Annotated in this window: 16 protein-coding genes, 1 other RNA gene and 1 pseudogene; 10 read left to right on the plus strand and 8 right to left on the minus strand. The window is 68.0% G+C overall.

What is annotated here, in order from left to right; all coding sequences use genetic code 11:
• Window positions 1–19: 19 nt before the first annotated feature.
• A complete protein-coding gene (locus tag AC6CH0_RS12875) occupies window positions 20–688 on the minus strand; it encodes a helix-turn-helix transcriptional regulator (RefSeq protein WP_498101477.1) in 669 nt (222 codons plus the stop codon).
• 136 nt (window positions 689–824) lie between these two features.
• Here AC6CH0_RS12875 and AC6CH0_RS12880 point away from each other — a divergent pair, with 136 nt between their 5' ends.
• The 6 genes and pseudogenes from AC6CH0_RS12880 (at window position 825) to rnpB (ending at window position 5,953) form a co-directional block, all read left to right on the plus strand.
• Window positions 825–2,054: an NAD(P)/FAD-dependent oxidoreductase gene (locus AC6CH0_RS12880; protein ID WP_498101479.1), complete on the plus strand. Its 1,230-nt coding sequence runs from the start codon at window positions 825–827 to the stop codon at window positions 2,052–2,054.
• Window positions 2,051–3,223 carry a transaldolase gene (tal, locus tag AC6CH0_RS12885; protein ID WP_498101481.1) on the plus strand — a complete coding sequence of 391 codons (1,173 nt, stop codon included), beginning with the start codon at window positions 2,051–2,053 and terminating at the stop codon, window positions 3,221–3,223. Before AC6CH0_RS12880 ends, tal begins: the two co-directional genes overlap by 4 nt.
• A gap of 51 nt (window positions 3,224–3,274) precedes the next feature.
• Window positions 3,275–3,868: pseudogene (ribA, locus tag AC6CH0_RS12890) on the plus strand (GTP cyclohydrolase II); the annotation flags it as partial.
• Between the two features lie 66 nt (window positions 3,869–3,934).
• Window positions 3,935–4,753: a Nif3-like dinuclear metal center hexameric protein gene (locus AC6CH0_RS12895; RefSeq protein ID WP_498101483.1), complete on the plus strand. Its 819-nt coding sequence runs from the start codon at window positions 3,935–3,937 to the stop codon at window positions 4,751–4,753.
• 55 nt (window positions 4,754–4,808) lie between these two features.
• Window positions 4,809–5,546: a zinc ribbon domain-containing protein gene (locus AC6CH0_RS12900; protein ID WP_498101485.1), complete on the plus strand. Its 738-nt coding sequence runs from the start codon at window positions 4,809–4,811 to the stop codon at window positions 5,544–5,546.
• A 29-nt stretch (window positions 5,547–5,575) separates the two neighbouring features.
• Window positions 5,576–5,953, plus strand: an RNA gene (rnpB, locus tag AC6CH0_RS12905) — RNase P RNA component class A.
• A 25-nt stretch (window positions 5,954–5,978) separates the two neighbouring features.
• Here rnpB and ppgK read toward each other — a convergent pair.
• Together ppgK and map are read right to left on the minus strand one after the other, a co-directional pair.
• Window positions 5,979–6,731: a polyphosphate--glucose phosphotransferase gene (ppgK, locus tag AC6CH0_RS12910; RefSeq protein WP_498101487.1), complete on the minus strand. Its 753-nt coding sequence runs from the start codon at window positions 6,729–6,731 to the stop codon at window positions 5,979–5,981.
• Between the two features lie 35 nt (window positions 6,732–6,766).
• Window positions 6,767–7,630, minus strand: a complete 864-nt coding sequence (gene map / locus AC6CH0_RS12915) for a type I methionyl aminopeptidase (RefSeq protein WP_498101489.1) — start codon at window positions 7,628–7,630, stop codon at window positions 6,767–6,769.
• Window positions 7,631–7,641: 11 nt separating this feature from the next.
• On the opposite strand from map, the gene AC6CH0_RS12920 reads away from it, so the two are divergent.
• Entirely contained in the window at window positions 7,642–7,827 is a 186-nt protein-coding gene (locus AC6CH0_RS12920) for an SPOR domain-containing protein (RefSeq protein WP_022894454.1), read from the plus strand.
• Window positions 7,828–7,840: 13 nt separating this feature from the next.
• Here AC6CH0_RS12920 and panB read toward each other — a convergent pair whose 3' ends face one another.
• Window positions 7,841–8,725 (minus strand): 3-methyl-2-oxobutanoate hydroxymethyltransferase, encoded by an 885-nt coding sequence (gene panB / locus AC6CH0_RS12925; protein ID WP_498101491.1) that lies wholly within the window; start codon window positions 8,723–8,725, stop codon window positions 7,841–7,843.
• Window positions 8,726–8,813: 88 nt separating this feature from the next.
• Here panB and AC6CH0_RS12930 point away from each other — a divergent pair, with 88 nt between their 5' ends.
• Window positions 8,814–10,151 (plus strand): glutamine synthetase family protein, encoded by a 1,338-nt coding sequence (locus AC6CH0_RS12930; protein WP_498101493.1) that lies wholly within the window; start codon window positions 8,814–8,816, stop codon window positions 10,149–10,151.
• An 11-nt stretch (window positions 10,152–10,162) separates the two neighbouring features.
• Window positions 10,163–13,180 (plus strand): bifunctional [glutamine synthetase] adenylyltransferase/[glutamine synthetase]-adenylyl-L-tyrosine phosphorylase, encoded by a 3,018-nt coding sequence (locus tag AC6CH0_RS12935; protein WP_498101495.1) that lies wholly within the window; start codon window positions 10,163–10,165, stop codon window positions 13,178–13,180.
• Between the two features lie 186 nt (window positions 13,181–13,366).
• Here AC6CH0_RS12935 and glnA read toward each other — a convergent pair whose 3' ends face one another.
• Window positions 13,367–14,791 (minus strand): type I glutamate--ammonia ligase, encoded by a 1,425-nt coding sequence (gene glnA, locus AC6CH0_RS12940; protein WP_022894450.1) that lies wholly within the window; start codon window positions 14,789–14,791, stop codon window positions 13,367–13,369.
• A gap of 138 nt (window positions 14,792–14,929) precedes the next feature.
• Here glnA and AC6CH0_RS12945 point away from each other — a divergent pair, with 138 nt between their 5' ends.
• Window positions 14,930–15,364 (plus strand): RDD family protein, encoded by a 435-nt coding sequence (locus tag AC6CH0_RS12945; protein ID WP_498101497.1) that lies wholly within the window; start codon window positions 14,930–14,932, stop codon window positions 15,362–15,364.
• A gap of 72 nt (window positions 15,365–15,436) precedes the next feature.
• On the opposite strand, the gene AC6CH0_RS12950 is transcribed toward AC6CH0_RS12945, so the two are convergent.
• The 3 genes from AC6CH0_RS12950 to lipB form a co-directional block, all read right to left on the minus strand.
• The gene (locus AC6CH0_RS12950) at window positions 15,437–16,150 is read right to left on the minus strand and encodes a DUF4191 domain-containing protein (protein WP_498101499.1); all 714 of its coding nucleotides are present in this window, start codon (window positions 16,148–16,150) and stop codon (window positions 15,437–15,439) included.
• Between the two features lie 73 nt (window positions 16,151–16,223).
• Window positions 16,224–17,213 carry a lipoyl synthase gene (gene lipA, locus AC6CH0_RS12955; RefSeq protein ID WP_498101501.1) on the minus strand — a complete coding sequence of 330 codons (990 nt, stop codon included), beginning with the start codon at window positions 17,211–17,213 and terminating at the stop codon, window positions 16,224–16,226.
• Window positions 17,210–17,845 carry a lipoyl(octanoyl) transferase LipB gene (gene lipB, locus AC6CH0_RS12960; RefSeq protein ID WP_498101503.1) on the minus strand — a complete coding sequence of 212 codons (636 nt, stop codon included), beginning with the start codon at window positions 17,843–17,845 and terminating at the stop codon, window positions 17,210–17,212. The genes lipA and lipB overlap by 4 nt, the downstream gene beginning before the upstream one ends.
• Window positions 17,846–17,872: the final 27 nt, after the last annotated feature.

The raw sequence follows: 17,872 nt of genomic DNA on the forward strand, positions 1-17,872 counted from the left end.
TCGAAGAAGGTCGCCGGCTTCAGCGTGGAAGGTCGGCGGCGACTCGTACGCAGCAGAAGCCGTCGCGAGGTTCGAGTACCACCTGGCGCACTTCACCGGTGCTCTCGGCGGCGCCCTGCAGCAGTGCCGCATTCGCGCTGCAGATCGTCGCCGTGTGGTGCTGAGCGACGCGGTGGAACGGGCAGTTCGTGAGCAGCACGCCGTCAGCTCCGTCGTCGACAGGTTCATAGCCGAGTCGCTGCAGCACGTCGGTCATCGAGTCGGAGGCCGCTCCGAGCGCTCGACCGAGTTCGGTCGAGACTCGGCCGAGCGTCGGCCGGATGGGTTCTCCCGTGCGGTCGGATTCCTCGACAGCGCGGATCAGAAGCTCGGCGGCGACATCGTAGTGACGCTCGGGCACCGAGACCACGAGTTCACGGGGGACCGGGCGATAGAGCTTCGCGGGGCGACCGGCACCTGGGCCGGATCTGCCGTTGCGTCGGTGGAACTCAGTGACGAGCAGACCGGCCTCGACGAGTCGGTCGAGGTGGAACGCCGCTGTTCCGCGTGCCATACCGAGGGCTGTGGCCGCCTCGTCGCGCCCGACGGGCTCTGGTTGCCGCGCCACGAACTCGAGCAGGGCCTGCCGCTGCGGGTCTGCGATCGAAGCGATGGCGACGAGATCGTCGTGCCGCGTGGGGTCATCCATACGCGACATGGTATCTCTAAAACAGCACTTCTCGACCGAAGAGCGGAATCTAAAACAAGAGGCATTGACTTAAGAAATGCCCGCTCCTACAGTCGGGAGCAGAGCTGCGATCGAGTCGCACGGAAAACGGGTGATCATGAGTAAAACGGCGAACTTCGTGATCGTCGGCGCAGGCCTTGCCGGCGCCACGGCGGCCAAGACCTTGCGAGACGAGGGCTTCGACGGGCGCGTGCACCTGATCGGCGCTGAGACGCATCATCCGTACATCCGGCCACCGCTGTCGAAGGATTTCCTCGCCGGCGCCGCCGAACGCGACTCGGTGTTCGTCGAACCGTCTGAGTGGTACCGCGATCACGACATCGAGCTGCAGCTCGGCACCGCGGCCACCGCACTCGACCCGTCGGCCCAGCGGATCGACCTCGAATCCGGTGCATCGATCGCTTACGACGCGGCGCTCCTCGCGACCGGTTCCGCGGCACGGCGACTGGAGATCGCCGGCGCTGATCTCCGCGGGGTGCACACCCTCCGCACACTCGACGACTCGGAAACCCTCCACGTCGAGCTTGCCGCCGGCGGCAGGAGACTCGTCTTGATCGGCTCAGGGTGGATCGGCATGGAGGTCGCAGCGACCGCGCGAACCCTCGGCAACGACGTGACCGTGCTCGAACGCGACCCGATTCCCCTCGCGAATGCACTCGGCGATGAGCTCGGCCGCATGTTCGCCGAACTGCACCTCTCGCACGGCGTCGACCTCAGGCCGTCAGTCGTCGTCGACTCGATCATCGGCGAGCGCGGCCGGGTCACCGGGGTGCGCCTCAACGGCGGAGAGGTGATCGTCGCCGACCTCGTGCTCTGCGGGGTCGGTGCGATTCCGAACCTCGACCTCGCGCGGAACGCAGGTGCTGCCTTGGGGTCCGGGGTGCTCACCGACGCGGCACTGCGCACCGATCTGCCGAACGTGTACGCGGCCGGTGACATCGCGGATGCGTATCACCCCATCGCGGGCATGCGACTGCGCAGCGAACACTGGGCCAATGCACTGCACGGAGGAGCTGTCGCGGCACGGTCGATGCTCGGCCAGCGGGTCTCCTACGACGACATCCCGTACTTCTACACCGACCAGTACGACCTCGGCATGGAGTACTCGGGATTCGGGCCGCTGACGCGCGGTGCCGACATCGTCTACCGCGGTGACCGGGCTCGCCGTGAGTTCATTGCGTTCTGGCTCGCGGAAGGCCGTGTCGTCGCAGGCATGAACGTCAACGTGTGGGATGTCAACGAGTCCGTGCAGGGAATCATCCGACGTGGCGATCGGGTCGATCCGCAGCGTCTTGCCGACGAGCGTGTGCCGCTGGAGGAGCTGTGAGCACACGAGACGACCCCGACATCGGCTCCGAGGCGAGCGCGGTGCGAGCGCACCTCTCGCCGACCGCGGCGCTGGCCGCCGAGGGAGTCAGCATCTGGCTCGACGACCTCTCCCGCGAGCGGATCCTCAGCGGCGGCCTGCAGCGCCTCATCACCGAGCGGAACGTCGTCGGGGTCACGACGAATCCGACGATCTTCGCCGCTGCGGTGAGCGGAAGTGCCGCCTATGACGAGCAGATCGCCTCCCTCGCCGCAGATGGTCGTTCGGCGGCCGATGCGGTCTTCGAGATCACGACACAGGATGTCGCGCATGCCGCTGACGTGCTCCGACCCGTCGCCGACGCGACCGGCGGTGTCGACGGGTGGGTCTCGATCGAGGTCGGTGCAGATGCGGCGCACGACGCAGCTGTGACGATCGCCGAGGCGCGACGGCTGGCCGAACACATCGATCGTCCCAACGTGTTCGTGAAGATTCCGGCGACGGTCGAGGGGCTCGCGGCCATCGCGGCCTCGATCGCACTCGGCATCAGTGTCAACGTCACCCTGATCTTCAGTCTGGAGCGATACCGGGGCGTGATCGACGCGTACCTCACCGGCCTCGAGCGCGCCGCTGCCTCGGGCATCGACCTCCGGGGCATCCGCTCGGTCGCCTCGTTCTTCGTGTCGCGAGTCGACACCGAGGTCGACCGTCGACTCGAGGCGATCGGATCGAACGCCGCCCGATCGCTCAAAAGCCTCGCTGGCATCGCGAACGCGCGCCTCGCGTACGAGGTCTTCGAGGAGGCGTTCGCCGATGACCGGGCCCGGCGCCTGCTCGCACTCGGTGCCCATGTGCAGCGTCCGTTGTGGGCGTCGACCGGCGTCAAGGACCCCGCACTGCCCGACACGAGATACGTCGTGGAGCTCGTCGCACCCGAAGTCGTCAACACCATGCCCGAGAAGACGCTCGAGGCCGTGTTCGACCATGGCCGCGTGCACGGGAACACGATCACCGGCACCGCCGGTGCGGCTCGAACGGTGCTCGCCGACCTTGCCGAGGTCGGGATCTCCTACGACGACGTCACGGCGACACTCGAGCGCGAGGGCGTGGCCAAGTTCCGCGACTCCGGAGTGCAACTGATCGCCACGGTCGAGGCGGCACTCGACGCAGATCGCGGCGAGAGGCGATAGCGGATGTCACAGCAGCCGGCGACCGAATGCGAGCCGGCGAACGCGGGCACCACCCGGCGAGTGGCGTTCGAGGTGGAGACCGACATCCCTACCCGATTCGGGCTGTTCCGATTCCGCGCCTATCGTGACCTCGTCACCGGGAGCGAGCACCTCGCGATCATCTCGACGACAGCGGTGTCAGAGGGGGCCCTCGTACGCGTGCACTCCGAATGTCTGACCGGTGAGGCGTTCGCCTCCGAGAAATGCGAGTGCGGACCGCAGCTCGACCTGGCCCTCGAGCGGATCGCTGCAGGCGGGGTCGTCATCTACCTACGCGGTCACGAGGGGCGCGGTATCGGTCTGATCGCCAAGCTCAAGGCGTACCGTCTCCAACAGTCGGGCCTCGACACGCTCGATGCGAACACCGCGCTCGGGTTTCCCGGCGATGCACGCGAGTACGCCGCGGCGGCGGCGATCCTCGACGACCTCGGTCTCCGCTCCGTGCGACTGCTCACGAACAATCCCGACAAGATCGCCCAGTTGAGCGAACACGGCATCGAGGTGATCGAGCGGATGCCGCTCGTCACGGGGGCGGCGCCGGCGAACCTGGCCTACCTGCGCGCGAAGCGCGATCGCATGGGGCACCTGATTCCGGCCGACACCTGAGGCTGTCGGCGCTGCGCGGCGACGGTCGCGCCGTGCCGGCGCCGACCGCGAAGGTAGGCTGAGCGAGTGACCCTGAGCCTCGCCGATCTCCTGACGACGATCGATCGTCTGTGGCCGATCGCGGGCGCTGAGTCCTGGGACGCTCCCGGGCTCGTGAGCGGAGATCCGGATGCCCCGGTGCACCGAGTCCTCTTCACCGTCGACGCTGTCGTCGAGACGGTCGACGAGGCGATCGCCGAGCGCGCCGACCTCGTGATCGCGCACCACCCGCTGCTCCTCCGCGGAGTGACGTCGGTCGCCGAAGACCGGTACAAGGGGGCGCTCCTCACCCGGCTGATCCGTGCCGAGTGCGCCCTCGTGACCGCGCACACCAACGCCGATATCGTCGCTGCGGGTACGTCGGCCGTGCTCGCCGAACGGCTCGGACTCGTCGACACCCGCCCCATCGTGTCGTCGAACGACGACGCACTCGGGCTCGGACGAGTCGGGCGGCTTCCCGAGCCGACCACCGTCGGGCGGCTCGCCCGGCGACTCGCTGAGCTTCTCCCTCCGACCGCGACCGGCGTACGAGTCGCCGGTGGCTTCGACGATGTCGTGAATACGGTCGCGCTGTGCGGCGGCGCCGGTGATTCCCTGCTTTCCGAACCTGCCGTGCGCGCCGCAGACGCCTACATCACGGCCGATCTTCGCCACCACCCGGCCTCCGAGTCCCGAGAGCAGGCGAAGCTCTCGGGCGGACCCGCGCTGCTCGATGTCTCCCACTGGGCGAGCGAATGGCTCTGGCTCGACGTCGCTGCGGCCGAACTGCGCGCAGCGCATCCCGAGCTGACCGTCATCGTCTCCGAACTCCGCACCGACCCCTGGGACTTCCAGATCGTGCAGTGAGCACGCACCATCGACCCCGTCGTCACCGACAACCCGATCCCTCGAGGAGTACCACGTGAAGGCCAGCCCCGCCGAACAGGAACAACTGCTGCGACTCCAATCGCTCGACACCCGTCTGGCGCAGCTCGCACACCGGCTCGGTTCGCTTCCGCAGGCCGGGCCGCTCGCTGAGCTCGCCGGCCGCGACCAGGCCGTGCGCGGCACTCGCGCCGAGGCGTTCGGCACGCTCGAAGACGCGCGGCTGGAGTTGCAGCGGCTCGAGTCCGACGTCGCCGTCGTCGAGGCGCGGATCGCGCGCGACAGCGAGCGGCTGCAGCACACCTCCTCGGTCAAGGACGTGTCGGCACTCGAAGCGGAGCTCGTCTCGCTTCGCCGACGCATGAACGACCTCGAGGAGCAGGAACTCGTCGTCATGGAGCGCGTCGAGGAGGCCGAGGTCGCCGTTTCGAGCATCGACATGCAGCGAGCGGCGATCGTCGACGAGGTTGCGAAACTCGAGGGCGAACGCGATCAGGCCGCGGGAGGTCTCGGTATCGAGCGCGAGCAGACCGAACGCGATCGCGCCGTGGTCGCGGGCGGGGTCGCCGTACCGCTGCTCGCCTACTACGAACAGCGCCGCGTGCGCGGCGGGGGAGTCGGGGCCGCGTTGCTCCAGGCGCGAACCTGCGGCGGTTGCGGCATCACGCTGACCGGATCCGACCTCGAGTCGGTGCGCAAGGCGGCGCCCGATGAGGTCGTGCAGTGCCCCGAGTGCGACCGCATCCTGGTGCGGACCGACGAGTCGGGTCTCTGAGAGTCGGCACGGTAGACTCTAAGGGCGAGTGGGTCGGCAAGACGGTCGCGTCGCACGGTTTCGATCGTGCGCCGAGGAACGTCCGGGCTCCGCAGGGCAGGACGGTGGGTAACTCCCACCCGGGGCAACCCGCGAGACAGTGCCACAGAAAGCAGACCGCCGGGCGTGCGAACGCCCGGTAAGGGTGAAACGGTGGGGTAAGAGCCCACCAGCGGCCGCGGTGACGCGGCCGGCTCGGTAAACCTCGTCCGGAGCAAGGTCAGACAGGGAACGATGGGGCTGCCCGTCCCGTTCCCGGGTAGACCGCTGGAGGGCTGCGGCAACGTAGTCCCGAGAGAGATGGCCGTCCAGCCGGTGTCGCGCAAGCGCCCGGTGAACAGAACCCGGCGTATCAGCCGGCCCATTCGCACCCTGAGGCGTACGGCATGAGTCTCAGTGGGCCGCGAGCGACGCCGCCCCGAGTATTCCCGCGTTGTTCCGGTGCACCGCCGGCACGATGGGCGTCTTCAGGTCGAGCAGCGGCAAGAAGTGCGCGTGATGCTTCGACACGCCGCCGCCCACGACGAAGAGGTCAGGGGAGAACAGGAACTCGACGGTGGCGTAGAACCGCTGCAGCCGCGCCGCCCAGTCTGTCCAGGAGAGGGATTCCCGCTCCATGGCCGAGTAGGCCGCACGCTTCTCGGCCTGCACGCCGTCGACCTCCATGTGACCGAGCTCGGTGTTCGGCACGAGCACGCCGTCGTAGAGGAAGGCCGAGCCGATGCCGGTGCCGAGCGTCGTCAGGATGACGAGGTCTTTGGCATCGACTGCGGCGCCGTACCGGGACTCCGCGTACCCTGCTGCATCCGCATCGTTGATGAAGTGGATCTCGCGGCCGAAGGCGTCTTCGAACAGCTGCTCGGCCGGTAGGCCGATCCACTCGCGCGAGATGTTCGCGGCAGAGAGTGTGTGACCGTGCTTCACGACCGCCGGGAAGCACAAGCCGAGCGGGAGGGCGTCGCCGAATTCGTTCGAAAGCCCGTCGAGCAGTTCGCCGGTCGCATGCAGGATGTCGTCGGGTCGGCCGCCCTCGGGGGTCGACACCTTGCGCCGTTCCGACACGAGCTCTCCGGTGCGGAGGTCCACCACCGCACCCTTGATGCCCGTGCCGCCGATGTCGATGCCGATCGCGTGCTCAGTCGCCATGTGCGCCACACTATCGCGGCTCGTTCGGGCGGCGTTCAGGGAAGTGTCAGGATCTCGGCACCGCGTTCGGTGACGACGAGCGTGTGCTCGAACTGCGCGGTCAACGAGCGGTCGCGGGTCACGACCGTCCAGTCGTCGGCCCACACCTCCCACTCGCGCCCGCCGAGGGTCAGCATCGGTTCGATGGTGAAGACCATGCCGGGCTCGATCACCGTGTCGTACTCGGGAGCGTCGTAGTGGGGGATGATGAGCCCGGAATGGAAGGCGCGGCCGACGCCGTGGCCCGTGTACTCGCGAACGACGCCGTAGCCGAACCGTTTGGCGTACGCCTCGATGGCACGGCCGATCACGTTGACCTGGCGGCCCGGTGCAACGGCACGGATGCCTCGGCGGAGCGCTTCCCGCGTGCGCTCGACGAGCTGCGTCGCCGCTTCGCTCGCCTCGCCGACGAGGAACGTGTGGTTGAGGTCGCCGTGGTACCCGTCGAGGTACGCCGTGACATCGATGTTGACGAGGTCTCCGTCGACGAGCGCGGTGTCGTCGGGGATGCCATGGCAGATGACCTCGTTGACCGAGGTGCACGACGATTTCGGATACCCGCGATAGCCGAGCGTCGAGGGGTACGCGCCGTGCGCGACCACGTATTCGTGCACGATCCGGTCGAGCTCGTCGGTGGTCACGCCGGGCCGGATCGCGGTCGCAGCGGCCTCGATGGCACCGGCGGCGACTCGGCCCGCTGCCCGGATGCGTTCGACCTCGTCGGGGGCGTAGCGGTCGCCGTCGGTGTACGCGGCCGGGGCTCGCTTGCCCACGTACTCGGGGCGGCGGATGGCGGAATCGACCGATCGGGTCGGCGACAGGCGGCCAGGGATCAGGTGGCCGGAGGCGTCTTTGGGCATAGGATCAGCCTATGGCCGAGGACGTCGAGCACATGTTCTGGTACAACCTGCGCACCGGTGAGGTGGAGCAGGGATTCGAGTCGCCATCGACCGATCGGGTGGGTCCGTTCGAGACCCGCGCCGAGGCCGAGCGGGCACTCGACATCCTGCGCGCGAACAGCGCGAAGTGGGCCGAAGAAGAGGCTGCAGAAGACTGACGACGCCCCCGGGCTACTCGTACGAGTGCTCGGCGTTCGGATAGACGCCCGACTCCACGTCGGCGCGCCATTCCTTCGCGGCCGAGCTGAGGATGCCCGAGAGATCGGCGTACTGCTTGACGAACTTCGGCACGCGCCCGATCGTGAGTCCGGCCCAGTCGGTCCAGACGAGCAACTGCCCGTCGGTGTGCGGCCCGCCGCCCACGCTGATGGTCGGGATCTCGAGCAGCTCGGTCACCTGCCGTGCGGCATCCGCGGGCACCATCTCGAGCACGACCGCAAACGCGCCGGCGTCCTGCACGGCCTTCGCATCGGCGAGGAGCTGCTTGACGCCGTCGCCGCGCCCCTGGATGACGTGGCCGCCGAGTCCGTGCTCGCTCTGCGGCGTGTAGCCGATATGTCCCATGACCGGGATTCCGGCACCCACGATGCGACGGATCTGCTTGTGGCTGCGCTCACCGCCCTCGAGCTTGACGGCGTGCGCGCCCGTCTCCTTCATGAACCGAACCGCGGTGTGGAGGGCGTCTTCGGGGCCGTTCTCGTAGGAACCGAACGGCATGTCCGCAACGACGAACGCCCGCTTGACCGCGCCCGCGACCGCCCGGGTGAGCGGGATGAGTTCGTCGACCGTGACCGGAAGCGTCGTCTCGTAGCCGAACACGTTGTTGCCGGCCGAGTCGCCGACGAGCAGGAAGTCGATGCCCGCTTCGTCGAAGATGCGAGCGGTGAGCTGGTCGTAGCTCGTCAGGCCCGTGATCTTGATGCCGTCGCGCTTCGCGTTCTGGAAATGGCGGGTGCGAACGCGCTTCGGCCCTCCGGTTGCGGCGGCGCCGCCGTAGGGGTTCTGCTCGGCGCCGGCCGAGGTGTCGGATGATACGGAAGGGTGCTCGCCTGACATGCGGCCAAGTCTGGCACACGCGGCATCCAGGACCGGCCTCGCGACCGCGCCCGAGCAAGTACGCTGAGAGGTGCGAGAGAGGGTGTGGATGGATAAGCAGCGCGACTTCGTTCTTCGCACGATCGAGGAGCGAGGGGTCAAGTTCGTCAGACTCTGGTTCACCGACGTCGTCGGCACCTTGAAATCGGTGGCCATTGCGCCCGCCGAGGTCGAGGGAGCCTTCACCGAGGGCATCGGCTTCGACGGTTCGGCCATCGAAGGCTTGAGTCGCACCTTCGAGTCGGACCTCCTCGCCTATCCCGACCCGACGACATTCCAGACATTGCCGTGGCGGGGCGACATCGACCCGACCGCTCGCATGTTCTGCGACATCACGACGCCTGACGGCGAGCCCGCGGTCTCCGACCCGCGCAACGTGTTGAAGCGCACCCTCGCGCGCGCGGCCGACCGGGGCTTCACCTTCTATACGCACCCCGAGATCGAGTTCTACCTGCTCAAGTCGTCGAAGTTCGGCGAGACCGGGCCCGAGCCGGTCGACTCGGCGGGCTACTTCGACAACGTGCCGGGCGGCACCGCGCACGATTTCCGGCGACGGTCGGTGCGCATGCTCGAAGACCTCGGCATCTCAGTCGAGTTCAGCCACCACGAGGCCGGCCCGGGGCAGAACGAGATCGACCTTCGGTATGCCGACGCGCTCACGACTGCCGACAACATCATGACGTTCCGCACGGTGATCAAAGAGGTCGCGATCGAGCAGGGCGTCTACGCGACATTCATGCCGAAACCGTTCTCGCAGTTCCCCGGCTCGGGCATGCACACCCACCTCTCGCTCTTCGAAGGCGACGCGAACGCCTTCTACGAGGCCGGTTCTCAATACCAGTTGTCGAAGATCGGCCGGCAGTTCATCGCCGGTCTGCTTCGCCACTCGGCAGAGATCTCGGCCGTGACGAACCAGTTCGTGAACTCGTACAAGCGGCTCTGGGGCGGCGACGAGGCGCCGAGCTTCGTCTGCTGGGGGCACAACAACCGCTCCGCGCTCGTGCGAGTGCCGCTCTACAAGCCCAACAAGGGCCAGAGTGCGCGAGTCGAGTACCGCGCGATCGATTCGGCCGCGAACCCGTACCTCGCCTTCTCACTGCTGCTCGCGGCGGGCATGAAGGGCATCGAAGAGGGGTACGACCTGCCCCCCGAGGCCGAAGACGACGTGTGGGCGCTCACGGATCGAGAGCGACGCGCGCTCGGGTACGACCCGCTGCCTGCCAGCCTCGATCACGCGATCCAGCAGATGGAGGACTCCGAACTCGTCGCCGAGACCCTGGGCGAGCAGGTGTTCAACTACGTGCTCGCGAACAAGCGTGCCGAGTGGCGCGACTACCGTTCGCAGGTGACGCCGTTCGAGCTGCAGCGCAACCTCGAGATCCTCTGACCGCGCAACGGATGTCTCGGCAGGCTCCAACACTCGGAAGGGTCGCGCGCGCGGGCTTCGCCGACCTCGACGGCGCATCGGCATCGCTCGCACGTCTGTCGACGGAGGCAGGCGTCGAGGTCGAGTCGCTGCTCGATGTCTTCGCCCAGGCGGCCGATCCCGACGAGGCGCTCGCGGTCGTGCACCGGCTCCACGAGCACGCGCCCGCCGAACTCGCCTCGGTGCTCGCGCACAGGAGCGCCGCTGAACGCATGATGCGGCTCGTCGGCGCCTCCCGCGGTTTCGCGGAGTTCCTGCTGCGTCACCCTCAGGAGCTGGCGATCTTCGGGCAGGTTCCGACCGCGCCGCCGACCGTCGGCGAGGCGCGAGCGTCGCTGCTGGCTGCACTCGACGAGGTGGCGGCAGCCCCGTCCGATCTTCCAGAGCACGCGGCCCGCGCCATCCGCATCAGGTATCGCCGACTGCTCGCCGACATCGCCGTCTTCGACCTCACTCGCGGCGACGCCGTCGATGTCGTCGATGTCGTGGCCGCCGGGCTCGCCGATCTCGCCGGTGCCACGCTCGACGCTGCGCTCGAGGCGGCACGGCGCGTCGTCGCGCGCGATCCCGGGGAACCGGCCGCACCCGGAAGGTACCCGGCTGCGGAGGTCGCGGCCACCCGGCTGTCCGTCATCGGAATGGGCAAGGCAGGTGCACGCGAGCTCAACTACGTCAGCGACGTCGATGTGATCTTCGTCGCCGAGTCGGCCGATGAGACGGTCGTCTCGACCGCGCGAGCGCTCGACATCGCGACACGCCTCGCGATGCTGACGATGCGCATCATCGGCGAGCCCGGCATCGAGCCTCCGCTCTGGGAGGTCGACCCCAATCTCCGGCCCGAGGGCAAAGACGGCGCCCTCGTGCGCACGCTCGACTCGCACCTGCAGTACTACGAACGCTGGGCGAAGAGCTGGGAGTTCCAGGCGCTGCTCAAGGCCCGGCCGCTCGCCGGTGATCTCGAGCTCGGCGGCCGATACTTCGCCGGCGTGTCGCCCAAGGTCTGGACGAGTTCGAGCCGCGAGGGCTTCGTCGAATCCGTGCAGGCGATGCGCGAACGGGTCACCCAGCACATTCCGGCCGACGAGGTCGACGTGCAGATCAAGCTCGGTCCCGGCGGCATCCGCGATATCGAATTCACGGTGCAGTTGCTGCAGCTGGTGCATGGCTCGACCGACGATGGCATTCGTCAGGGGGGCACGCTTCCGGCCCTGGCGGCCCTTGCCGAGCGCGGCTACGTCGGTCGTGAGGAGGCGGCGGAGTTCGCCCGTGACTACCGTGTGCTGCGAGTGCTCGAGCATCGCATGCAACTCGAACGCCTGCGTCGCACCCACCTGATGCCCCGCGATGAGCACCGGCTGCGAGTGCTCGCCCGCGCTTCAGGACTCGGGCGCACGGCGAGTGAGTTGACGACCGTCTGGCAGGGCACTCGTCAGCGCGTGCGAGGACTGCACGAGCGACTGTTCTACCGGCCCCTGCTGTCGGCCGTGGCAGCGCTGCCGGCGTCGGGCCTCGAACTGACGAGCGAGCAGGCTGAGGCGCGCCTCGCGGCGATCGGCTTCGGCAACCCGCGCGGAGCGCTCGCGCACATCGCCGCCCTCACCGCGGGGGTCTCCCGGCGCGCGCAGATCCAACGACACCTCATGCCGGTGCTGATCTCATGGTTCGCCGACGGCACCGACCCCGACTTCGGACTGCTCTCGTTCCGGCGCCTGAGCGACACGCTCGGCACCACCCACTGGTACCTGCGACTGCTGCGCGACTCCTCCGACGCTGCGCTGCGCCTGACGAGGGTGCTGTCGGGATCGCGGTTCGCCGCATCGCTGCTCGAACGGAGCCCCGAGGCGGTCGCCTGGCTCGAAGACCTCGACGAGCTGCGGCCCCGAACACTCGCGGCACTCGAAGACGAAACGCGCGCAGTGCTCGCACGTCATGAACAGCCCGATGCCGCGGCGAAGATCTTCCGCGCCATCCGCCGGCGCGAGGTGCTTCGGCTCGCCCTCTCGGCGATGCTCGACGTCTGCACGGTCGAAGAGCTGGGGCATGCGCTCAGCGATGTCACCGAGAACCACATCGCAGCACTCGTCGCCGCGATTCGCGGCGGCGAGCCCGACGGCATCGAATTCGCCGTCATCGGCATGGGGCGATTCGGCGGCCGCGAACTCGGCCTCGGTTCCGACGCCGACATCATCTACGTCTATCGGGCGACGGATGCGGCAGCGGACGCTGCCCACTCACGGGCGCTGCGCATCGTCGCCGAGCTCGTGCGCCTCAGCGAAGACGCGCGCCTGCCGTTCGACCTCGACGCCGATCTCCGCCCCGAGGGGCGCAATGGCGTCGTCGCACGGTCGCTCGACGCGTATCGCGCGTACTACGCGAGATGGTCGCTCACCTGGGAGGCTCAGGCGCTGCTTCGGGCCAGGGGCGTCGCCGGCGATGGCGCGCTGATCGGCGAGTTCACCGAGCTCGCCGACTCGGTGCGCTACCCGGTGGAGATCAGCGAACGCGATGTCCGTGAGGTGAAGCGCATCAAGGCCCGCGTCGAGAACGAGCGGCTCCCGCAGGGCGCCGATCCCACGCGGCATCTCAAGCTCGGGCGCGGGTCGCTCTCCGACGTCGAGTGGTTCGTGCAACTCGCGCAGTTGCAGCATGCGGCCGAAGTGACCGCGTTGCGCACGACCTCGACGCTCGATGCACTGGCAGCGGCCGTCGAACACGATCTCATCGAGGCATCCGACGCCGAAGTGCTGCGTGCCGCCTGGGTGTTCGCGTCACGCGCGCGCTCGTCGCTCACTCTCTGGCTCGAACGCACCACCGACGTACTGCCCGTCGAGCGCTCTCAGCTCGAAGGCATCGCGCGCATCATGGGATACCCGCCGGGGTCGGCGACGCAGCTCGAGCAGGACTACCTGCACATCACCCGCCGTGCGCGTGCGGTGTTCGATCGCGGCTTCTACGGCGTGGAGCCGCGCCGCGAGCCCACCTCCGGCTGATCGGTCGGGCGACGACCGAGCATTCGGCGTGACACGACCTGCGAGTTCTCGGCGCGCGGGTTCCTGGCTGGCTTGTGGGAAAACACGAATGGGCCCGACCGCCGAAGCGGTGCGGGCCCATCCGGGCGGATCCGAGTGCAGGGGGATGCGGGGTTCGGACCCGGACTGCAGAGGGGGCTGCAGTGATCAGACGCCGTAGTAGAGCTCGAATTCGAACGGGTGCGGGCGCTGTGCGAGCGGCTTCAGTTCCTTCTCGCGCTTGTAGTCGATCCAGGTCTCGATGAGCTCCTTGGTGAACACGCCGCCCTCGAGGAGGAAGTCGTGGTCTGCCTCGAGCGCCAGCAGCGCCTCACCGAGCGAACCGGGAACCTGCGGAATCGACTTGGCCTCCTCGGGCGGGAGCTCGTAGAGGTCCTTGTCGACGGGCTCGTGGGGCTCGATGCGGTTCTTGATGCCGTCGAGGCCCGCCATGAGCTGTGCAGCGAAGGCGAGGTACGGGTTGCCCGAGGCATCCGGCGCACGGAACTCGATGCGCTTGGCCTTGGGGTTCGTGCCCGTGATCGGGATGCGGATCGAAGCCGAGCGGTTGCCGGCCGAGTAGACCAGGTTGACCGGAGCCTCGAAGCCCGGAACGAGGCGGTGGTACGAGTTCACCGTCGGGTTCGTGAAGGCGAGCACCGCCGGAGCGTGCTTCAGCAGGCCGCCGATGTACCAGCGGGCGAGGTCGGAGAGGCCACCGTAGCCGGCCTCATCGTAGAAGAGGGGCGTGCCGTCGTTCCAGAGCGACTGGTGGGTGTGCATGCCCGAGCCGTTGTCGCCGAAGAGCGGCTTCGGCATGAACGTCGCCGTCTTGCCCCACTGCTCGGCGGTGTTCTTGACGATGTACTTGAACTTCAGGATGTCGTCGGCCGCGTGCACCATCGTGTCGAAGCGGTAGTTGATCTCGGCCTGACCGCCCGTGCCGACCTCGTGGTGGCTGCGCTCGAGGATGAGCCCGGCGTCGATCAGCTTGAGGCAGATGTCGTCACGCAGGTCGGCCTGCTTGTCGACGGGGGAGACGGGGAAGTAGCCGCCCTTGTACGGGGTCTTGTTGGCGAGGTTGCCGCCCTCTTCGACGCGGCCCGAGTTCCAGGCGCCCTCTTCGGAGTCGACCGAGTAGAAGCTCGAGTGCTGGTTCACCTCGTACCGGACATCGTCGAAGATGTAGAACTCGGCCTCGGGGGCGAAGAAGGCGGTGTCGGCGATGCCGGTCGAGGCGAGGTACTTCTCGGCCTTCTTAGCGACCTGGCGCGGGTCCTTCGCGTAGATCTCGCCGTTGCGCGGGTTGTAGATGTCGAACACCATGATCAGCGTGCGCTCGGCGCGGAAGGCGTCGATGTACGCCGTCGTCACGTCGGGGATGAGCTGCATGTCGGACTCGTGGATGTTCGCGAAGCCGCGGATCGACGAGCCGTCGAAGAGCTGGCCGACGGTGAAGAACTCCTCGTCGACGGTCGACGCCGGGATGTTGAAGTGCTGCTGCACGCCCGGGAGATCGGTGAAGCGGATGTCGAGGAACTTGACATCCGTCTCTTTGATGAACTTGAGCACTTCAGACGAATCACTGAACATGTGACGAAATCTCCAAGGGGGCGGGTGGGCCGGACGGACGTGCACAGCCGGTAGTGACGATAGCCCGGCGCGGTTTCCCTGCCGTGACCGGAATGTTTCGGCCATGTTACGCGCACCTGCCGTCGGTAGACTCGTCGGGTGCCTGACGCGAAACCCCAGACCTTCGGAGACCTCGAGCCGAGCCGGTGGCCGGGGGAGCGACTCGGACTTCCGAGCGAGGGCCGCGGGTCGGTGGCCCGGGTCGGGCGTCGCCTCGTGGCACTCGTCGTCGACTGGGCCAGTGCCATGCTCATTGCGCTGCTGTTCACGCCCTACGAGTCGGTCGCGTACACCTGGGTGACACCGCTGGTGTTCGCGGTGCTGCAGATCGTCTTCGTCCCGACGCTCGGTGGCAGTCTCGGACATCGGCTGCTGGGCATGCGAGTCGTCCCACTGGCGGGCGGCTGGGTCGGCGTATGGCGTCCGGTGCTGCGCACCGCCCTGCTCGTGATCGTGGTGCCCGCGCTGGTCTGGGATTCCGACCAGCGCGGCTTCCACGACAAGGTCGCTGGCACGGTGCTCATCCGGTACTGAACCGGGGCTCCGCGTCCGAGTACACGAATGCCGCATCCGTCGATGACGGATGCGGCACTCCCGACGGAACGATCAGCGCATCTTGCCGCGCTGGGGCCGAGCCTTCATCGGGTCGATGCCCTTCGGGATCGGCAGCGAGCTCTGGAGTGAGTTCAGCCGGTTCGACACTGCCAGCACTTCGGGCTTGGTGAGCGCGCGCTTCGACTTGCGCAACGTCGCCGGGAGCCTGTGAAGTCGGATCGAGTCGTCGTCGAGTCCGACGGAGATGAGCGTGACGGGCACGTTCGGGAGGATGCGCGCGACCTTGCGCTGCTCGTCGTCGAGCATGCGCTGCGTACGCGACGTCGGGCCTTCGCTGATGAGCGCGACGCCGCCACGGCCGACGGCGCGGTACACCGCGTCTTGCGTCTTGCCGTTCACGGCGACCGGCATCTCGTTGCCGACCCAACCGCCGCGCAAGCCGCTGCGGAGCACGGCACCGACCGCGCCGGGCTGGCCCTCGATCTGCGAGTAGGCGGCACGCTCGGCACGGCGACCGAGGATGACGAGGGCGATCAAGAGGCCCGCGAGCACACCGGCCACGATCCAGAGCGCAACGGTGAAGCCGTTGCCCTCGCCGAGCCAGAGCGCGAGGCCGAGGCCGACGAGCACGGGGGCGAGGAAGCCGAGGAGCATGAGCCACTGAGCTGTGGAGTCGTAGCGGCGGGTCATCTGGAAGACCTGCCACATCTGCTTCATGCGGCCGGGCTCCTTCTGAGCCTTCGATGCGTCCTTGGTGCGTGCCATGATCTCAAGGATACCGGCGCGGAGGGTCGTCTCGGACCGCGATCCGGGAGCGGTCCGAGACGACCGTTTGCGGCTAGCCGACCGCCTGGGCGAAGCCGAGCGATGCGTCAGCGAGATGCGCGAGTTGACTGGGCAGCGGCAGGCCCTTGGCGCGCATCGATTGCGCCCAGAGGCGCCCGGCCCGGTACGACGAGCGCACGAGCGGACCGGCGAGCACTCCGAGGAATCCGATCGCCTCGGCCTCCTCCTTGATCTCGACGAACTCCTCGGGCCGCACCCAGCGGGCGACCGGTAGGTGCCGAGGACTCGGCCGAAGGTACTGCGTCACCGTGATGATGTCGGTCCCGGCGTCGTGCAGGTCTCGGAGCGCCTGGGAGATCTCCTCCCGCTCTTCGCCCATGCCGAGGATGAGGTTGGATTTCGTGATCAGTCCGGCGTCGCGCCCCGCGGTGAGCACTCCGAGTGAGCGATCGTAGCGGAACGCGGGCCTGATGCGCTTGAAGATTCGGGGCACGGTCTCGACATTGTGCGCGAACACCTCAGGACGAGCCGAGAACACCTCGGCGAGGTGCATCGGGTTGCCCGAGAAGTCGGGCACCAGAATCTCGACCCCGGTGCCGGGAGCCTGGGCGTGGATCCGACGGATCGTCTCGGCGTAGAGCCACGCGCCCTCGTCGGGCAGGTCGTCGCGCGCAACGCCTGTCACGGTGGCGTACCGAAGCTGCATCCGCTCGACCGACTCGGCGACGCGACGCGGCTCGTCGGTGTCATAGTCTGCGGGCTTGCCGGTGTCGATCTGGCAGAAGTCGCAGCGGCGCGTGCACTGGGAGCCGCCGATCAGGAAGGTCGCCTCGCGGTCTTCCCAGCACTCGTAGATGTTGGGGCAGCCGGCTTCCTGACACACGGTGTGCAGGTCCTCGCTCTTGACGAGCGACTGGAGGGCCCGGTACTCGGGGCCCATCTTCGCGCGCGTCTTGATCCATTCGGGCTTGCGTTCGATGGGCGTCTCGGCGTTGCGGACTTCGAGGCGCAGCATGCGGCGCCCGTCGGGTGCGGTGCTCATGCCGCGACCGCCGCCTCGGCGAGGAACCGATCGCGGACGGACTGGATGAGATCGGCCGGGGTCACGGTGCGACCTAGTTCGCGGCTGATGGTCGTGACGCCGGCATCCCGGATGCCGCAGGCGACGATCCGGTCGTACGCATCGAGCGCGTTGCTGGCGTTCAGGGCGAAGCCGTGCATGGTGACACCGCTCTCGACCCTGATGCCGATGGCGGCGATCTTGTTCTCGGCTCCAGGCGGGCCGACCCAGACTCCCGATCTGCCCTCGACCCGGCGCGAGTCCAGCCCGACACCGGTGAGGACGTCGATCAGGATGCCCTCGAGCCGACGCACGTACCCGACGACATCGATCGGCTCCGGCAGCCGCAGGATCGGGTAGCCGACGAGCTGGCCGGGACCGTGCCAGGTGATCTTGCCGCCTCGATCGACGTCGATGACGGGGGTCCCGTCGGTGGGTCGTTCGTCGGCCGCGGTGCGTTTCCCGGCGGTGTAGACGGAAGGGTGCTCCAAGAGGAGGACGGTGTCGGGGCGTTCGCCCCTGACGACCGCGCGATGGACGGCGCGCTGAAGGTCGAGACCTTCGATGTACGGCACGGAGTTGGCGCTTAGCCCCGCGACGACGAAGTCGAGCATGGGATTCAGCTTAGGTCACTCCTCCTC

This window comes from Agromyces sp. GQ35 (assembly GCF_059758475.1).

What these genes read in the sequence shown, in the direction of transcription:
- glnA (WP_022894450.1), bottom strand. Translation starts at nt 14,791, where the DNA reads ATGTTCAGTGATTCGTCTGAAGTGCTCAAGTTCATCAAAGAGACGGAT.
- AC6CH0_RS12935 (WP_498101495.1), top strand. Translation starts at nt 10,163, where the DNA reads ATGTCTCGGCAGGCTCCAACACTCGGAAGGGTCGCGCGCGCGGGCTTC.
- lipA (WP_498101501.1), bottom strand. Translation starts at nt 17,213, where the DNA reads ATGAGCACCGCACCCGACGGGCGCCGCATGCTGCGCCTCGAAGTCCGC.
- AC6CH0_RS12950 (WP_498101499.1), bottom strand. Translation starts at nt 16,150, where the DNA reads ATGGCACGCACCAAGGACGCATCGAAGGCTCAGAAGGAGCCCGGCCGC.
- panB (WP_498101491.1), bottom strand. Translation starts at nt 8,725, where the DNA reads ATGTCAGGCGAGCACCCTTCCGTATCATCCGACACCTCGGCCGGCGCC.
- AC6CH0_RS12930 (WP_498101493.1), top strand. Translation starts at nt 8,814, where the DNA reads ATGGATAAGCAGCGCGACTTCGTTCTTCGCACGATCGAGGAGCGAGGG.
- AC6CH0_RS12880 (WP_498101479.1), top strand. Translation starts at nt 825, where the DNA reads ATGAGTAAAACGGCGAACTTCGTGATCGTCGGCGCAGGCCTTGCCGGC.
- ppgK (WP_498101487.1), bottom strand. Translation starts at nt 6,731, where the DNA reads ATGGCGACTGAGCACGCGATCGGCATCGACATCGGCGGCACGGGCATC.
- lipB (WP_498101503.1), bottom strand. Translation starts at nt 17,845, where the DNA reads ATGCTCGACTTCGTCGTCGCGGGGCTAAGCGCCAACTCCGTGCCGTAC.
- map (WP_498101489.1), bottom strand. Translation starts at nt 7,630, where the DNA reads ATGCCCAAAGACGCCTCCGGCCACCTGATCCCTGGCCGCCTGTCGCCG.
- AC6CH0_RS12920 (WP_022894454.1), top strand. Translation starts at nt 7,642, where the DNA reads ATGGCCGAGGACGTCGAGCACATGTTCTGGTACAACCTGCGCACCGGT.
- AC6CH0_RS12875 (WP_498101477.1), bottom strand. Translation starts at nt 688, where the DNA reads ATGGATGACCCCACGCGGCACGACGATCTCGTCGCCATCGCTTCGATC.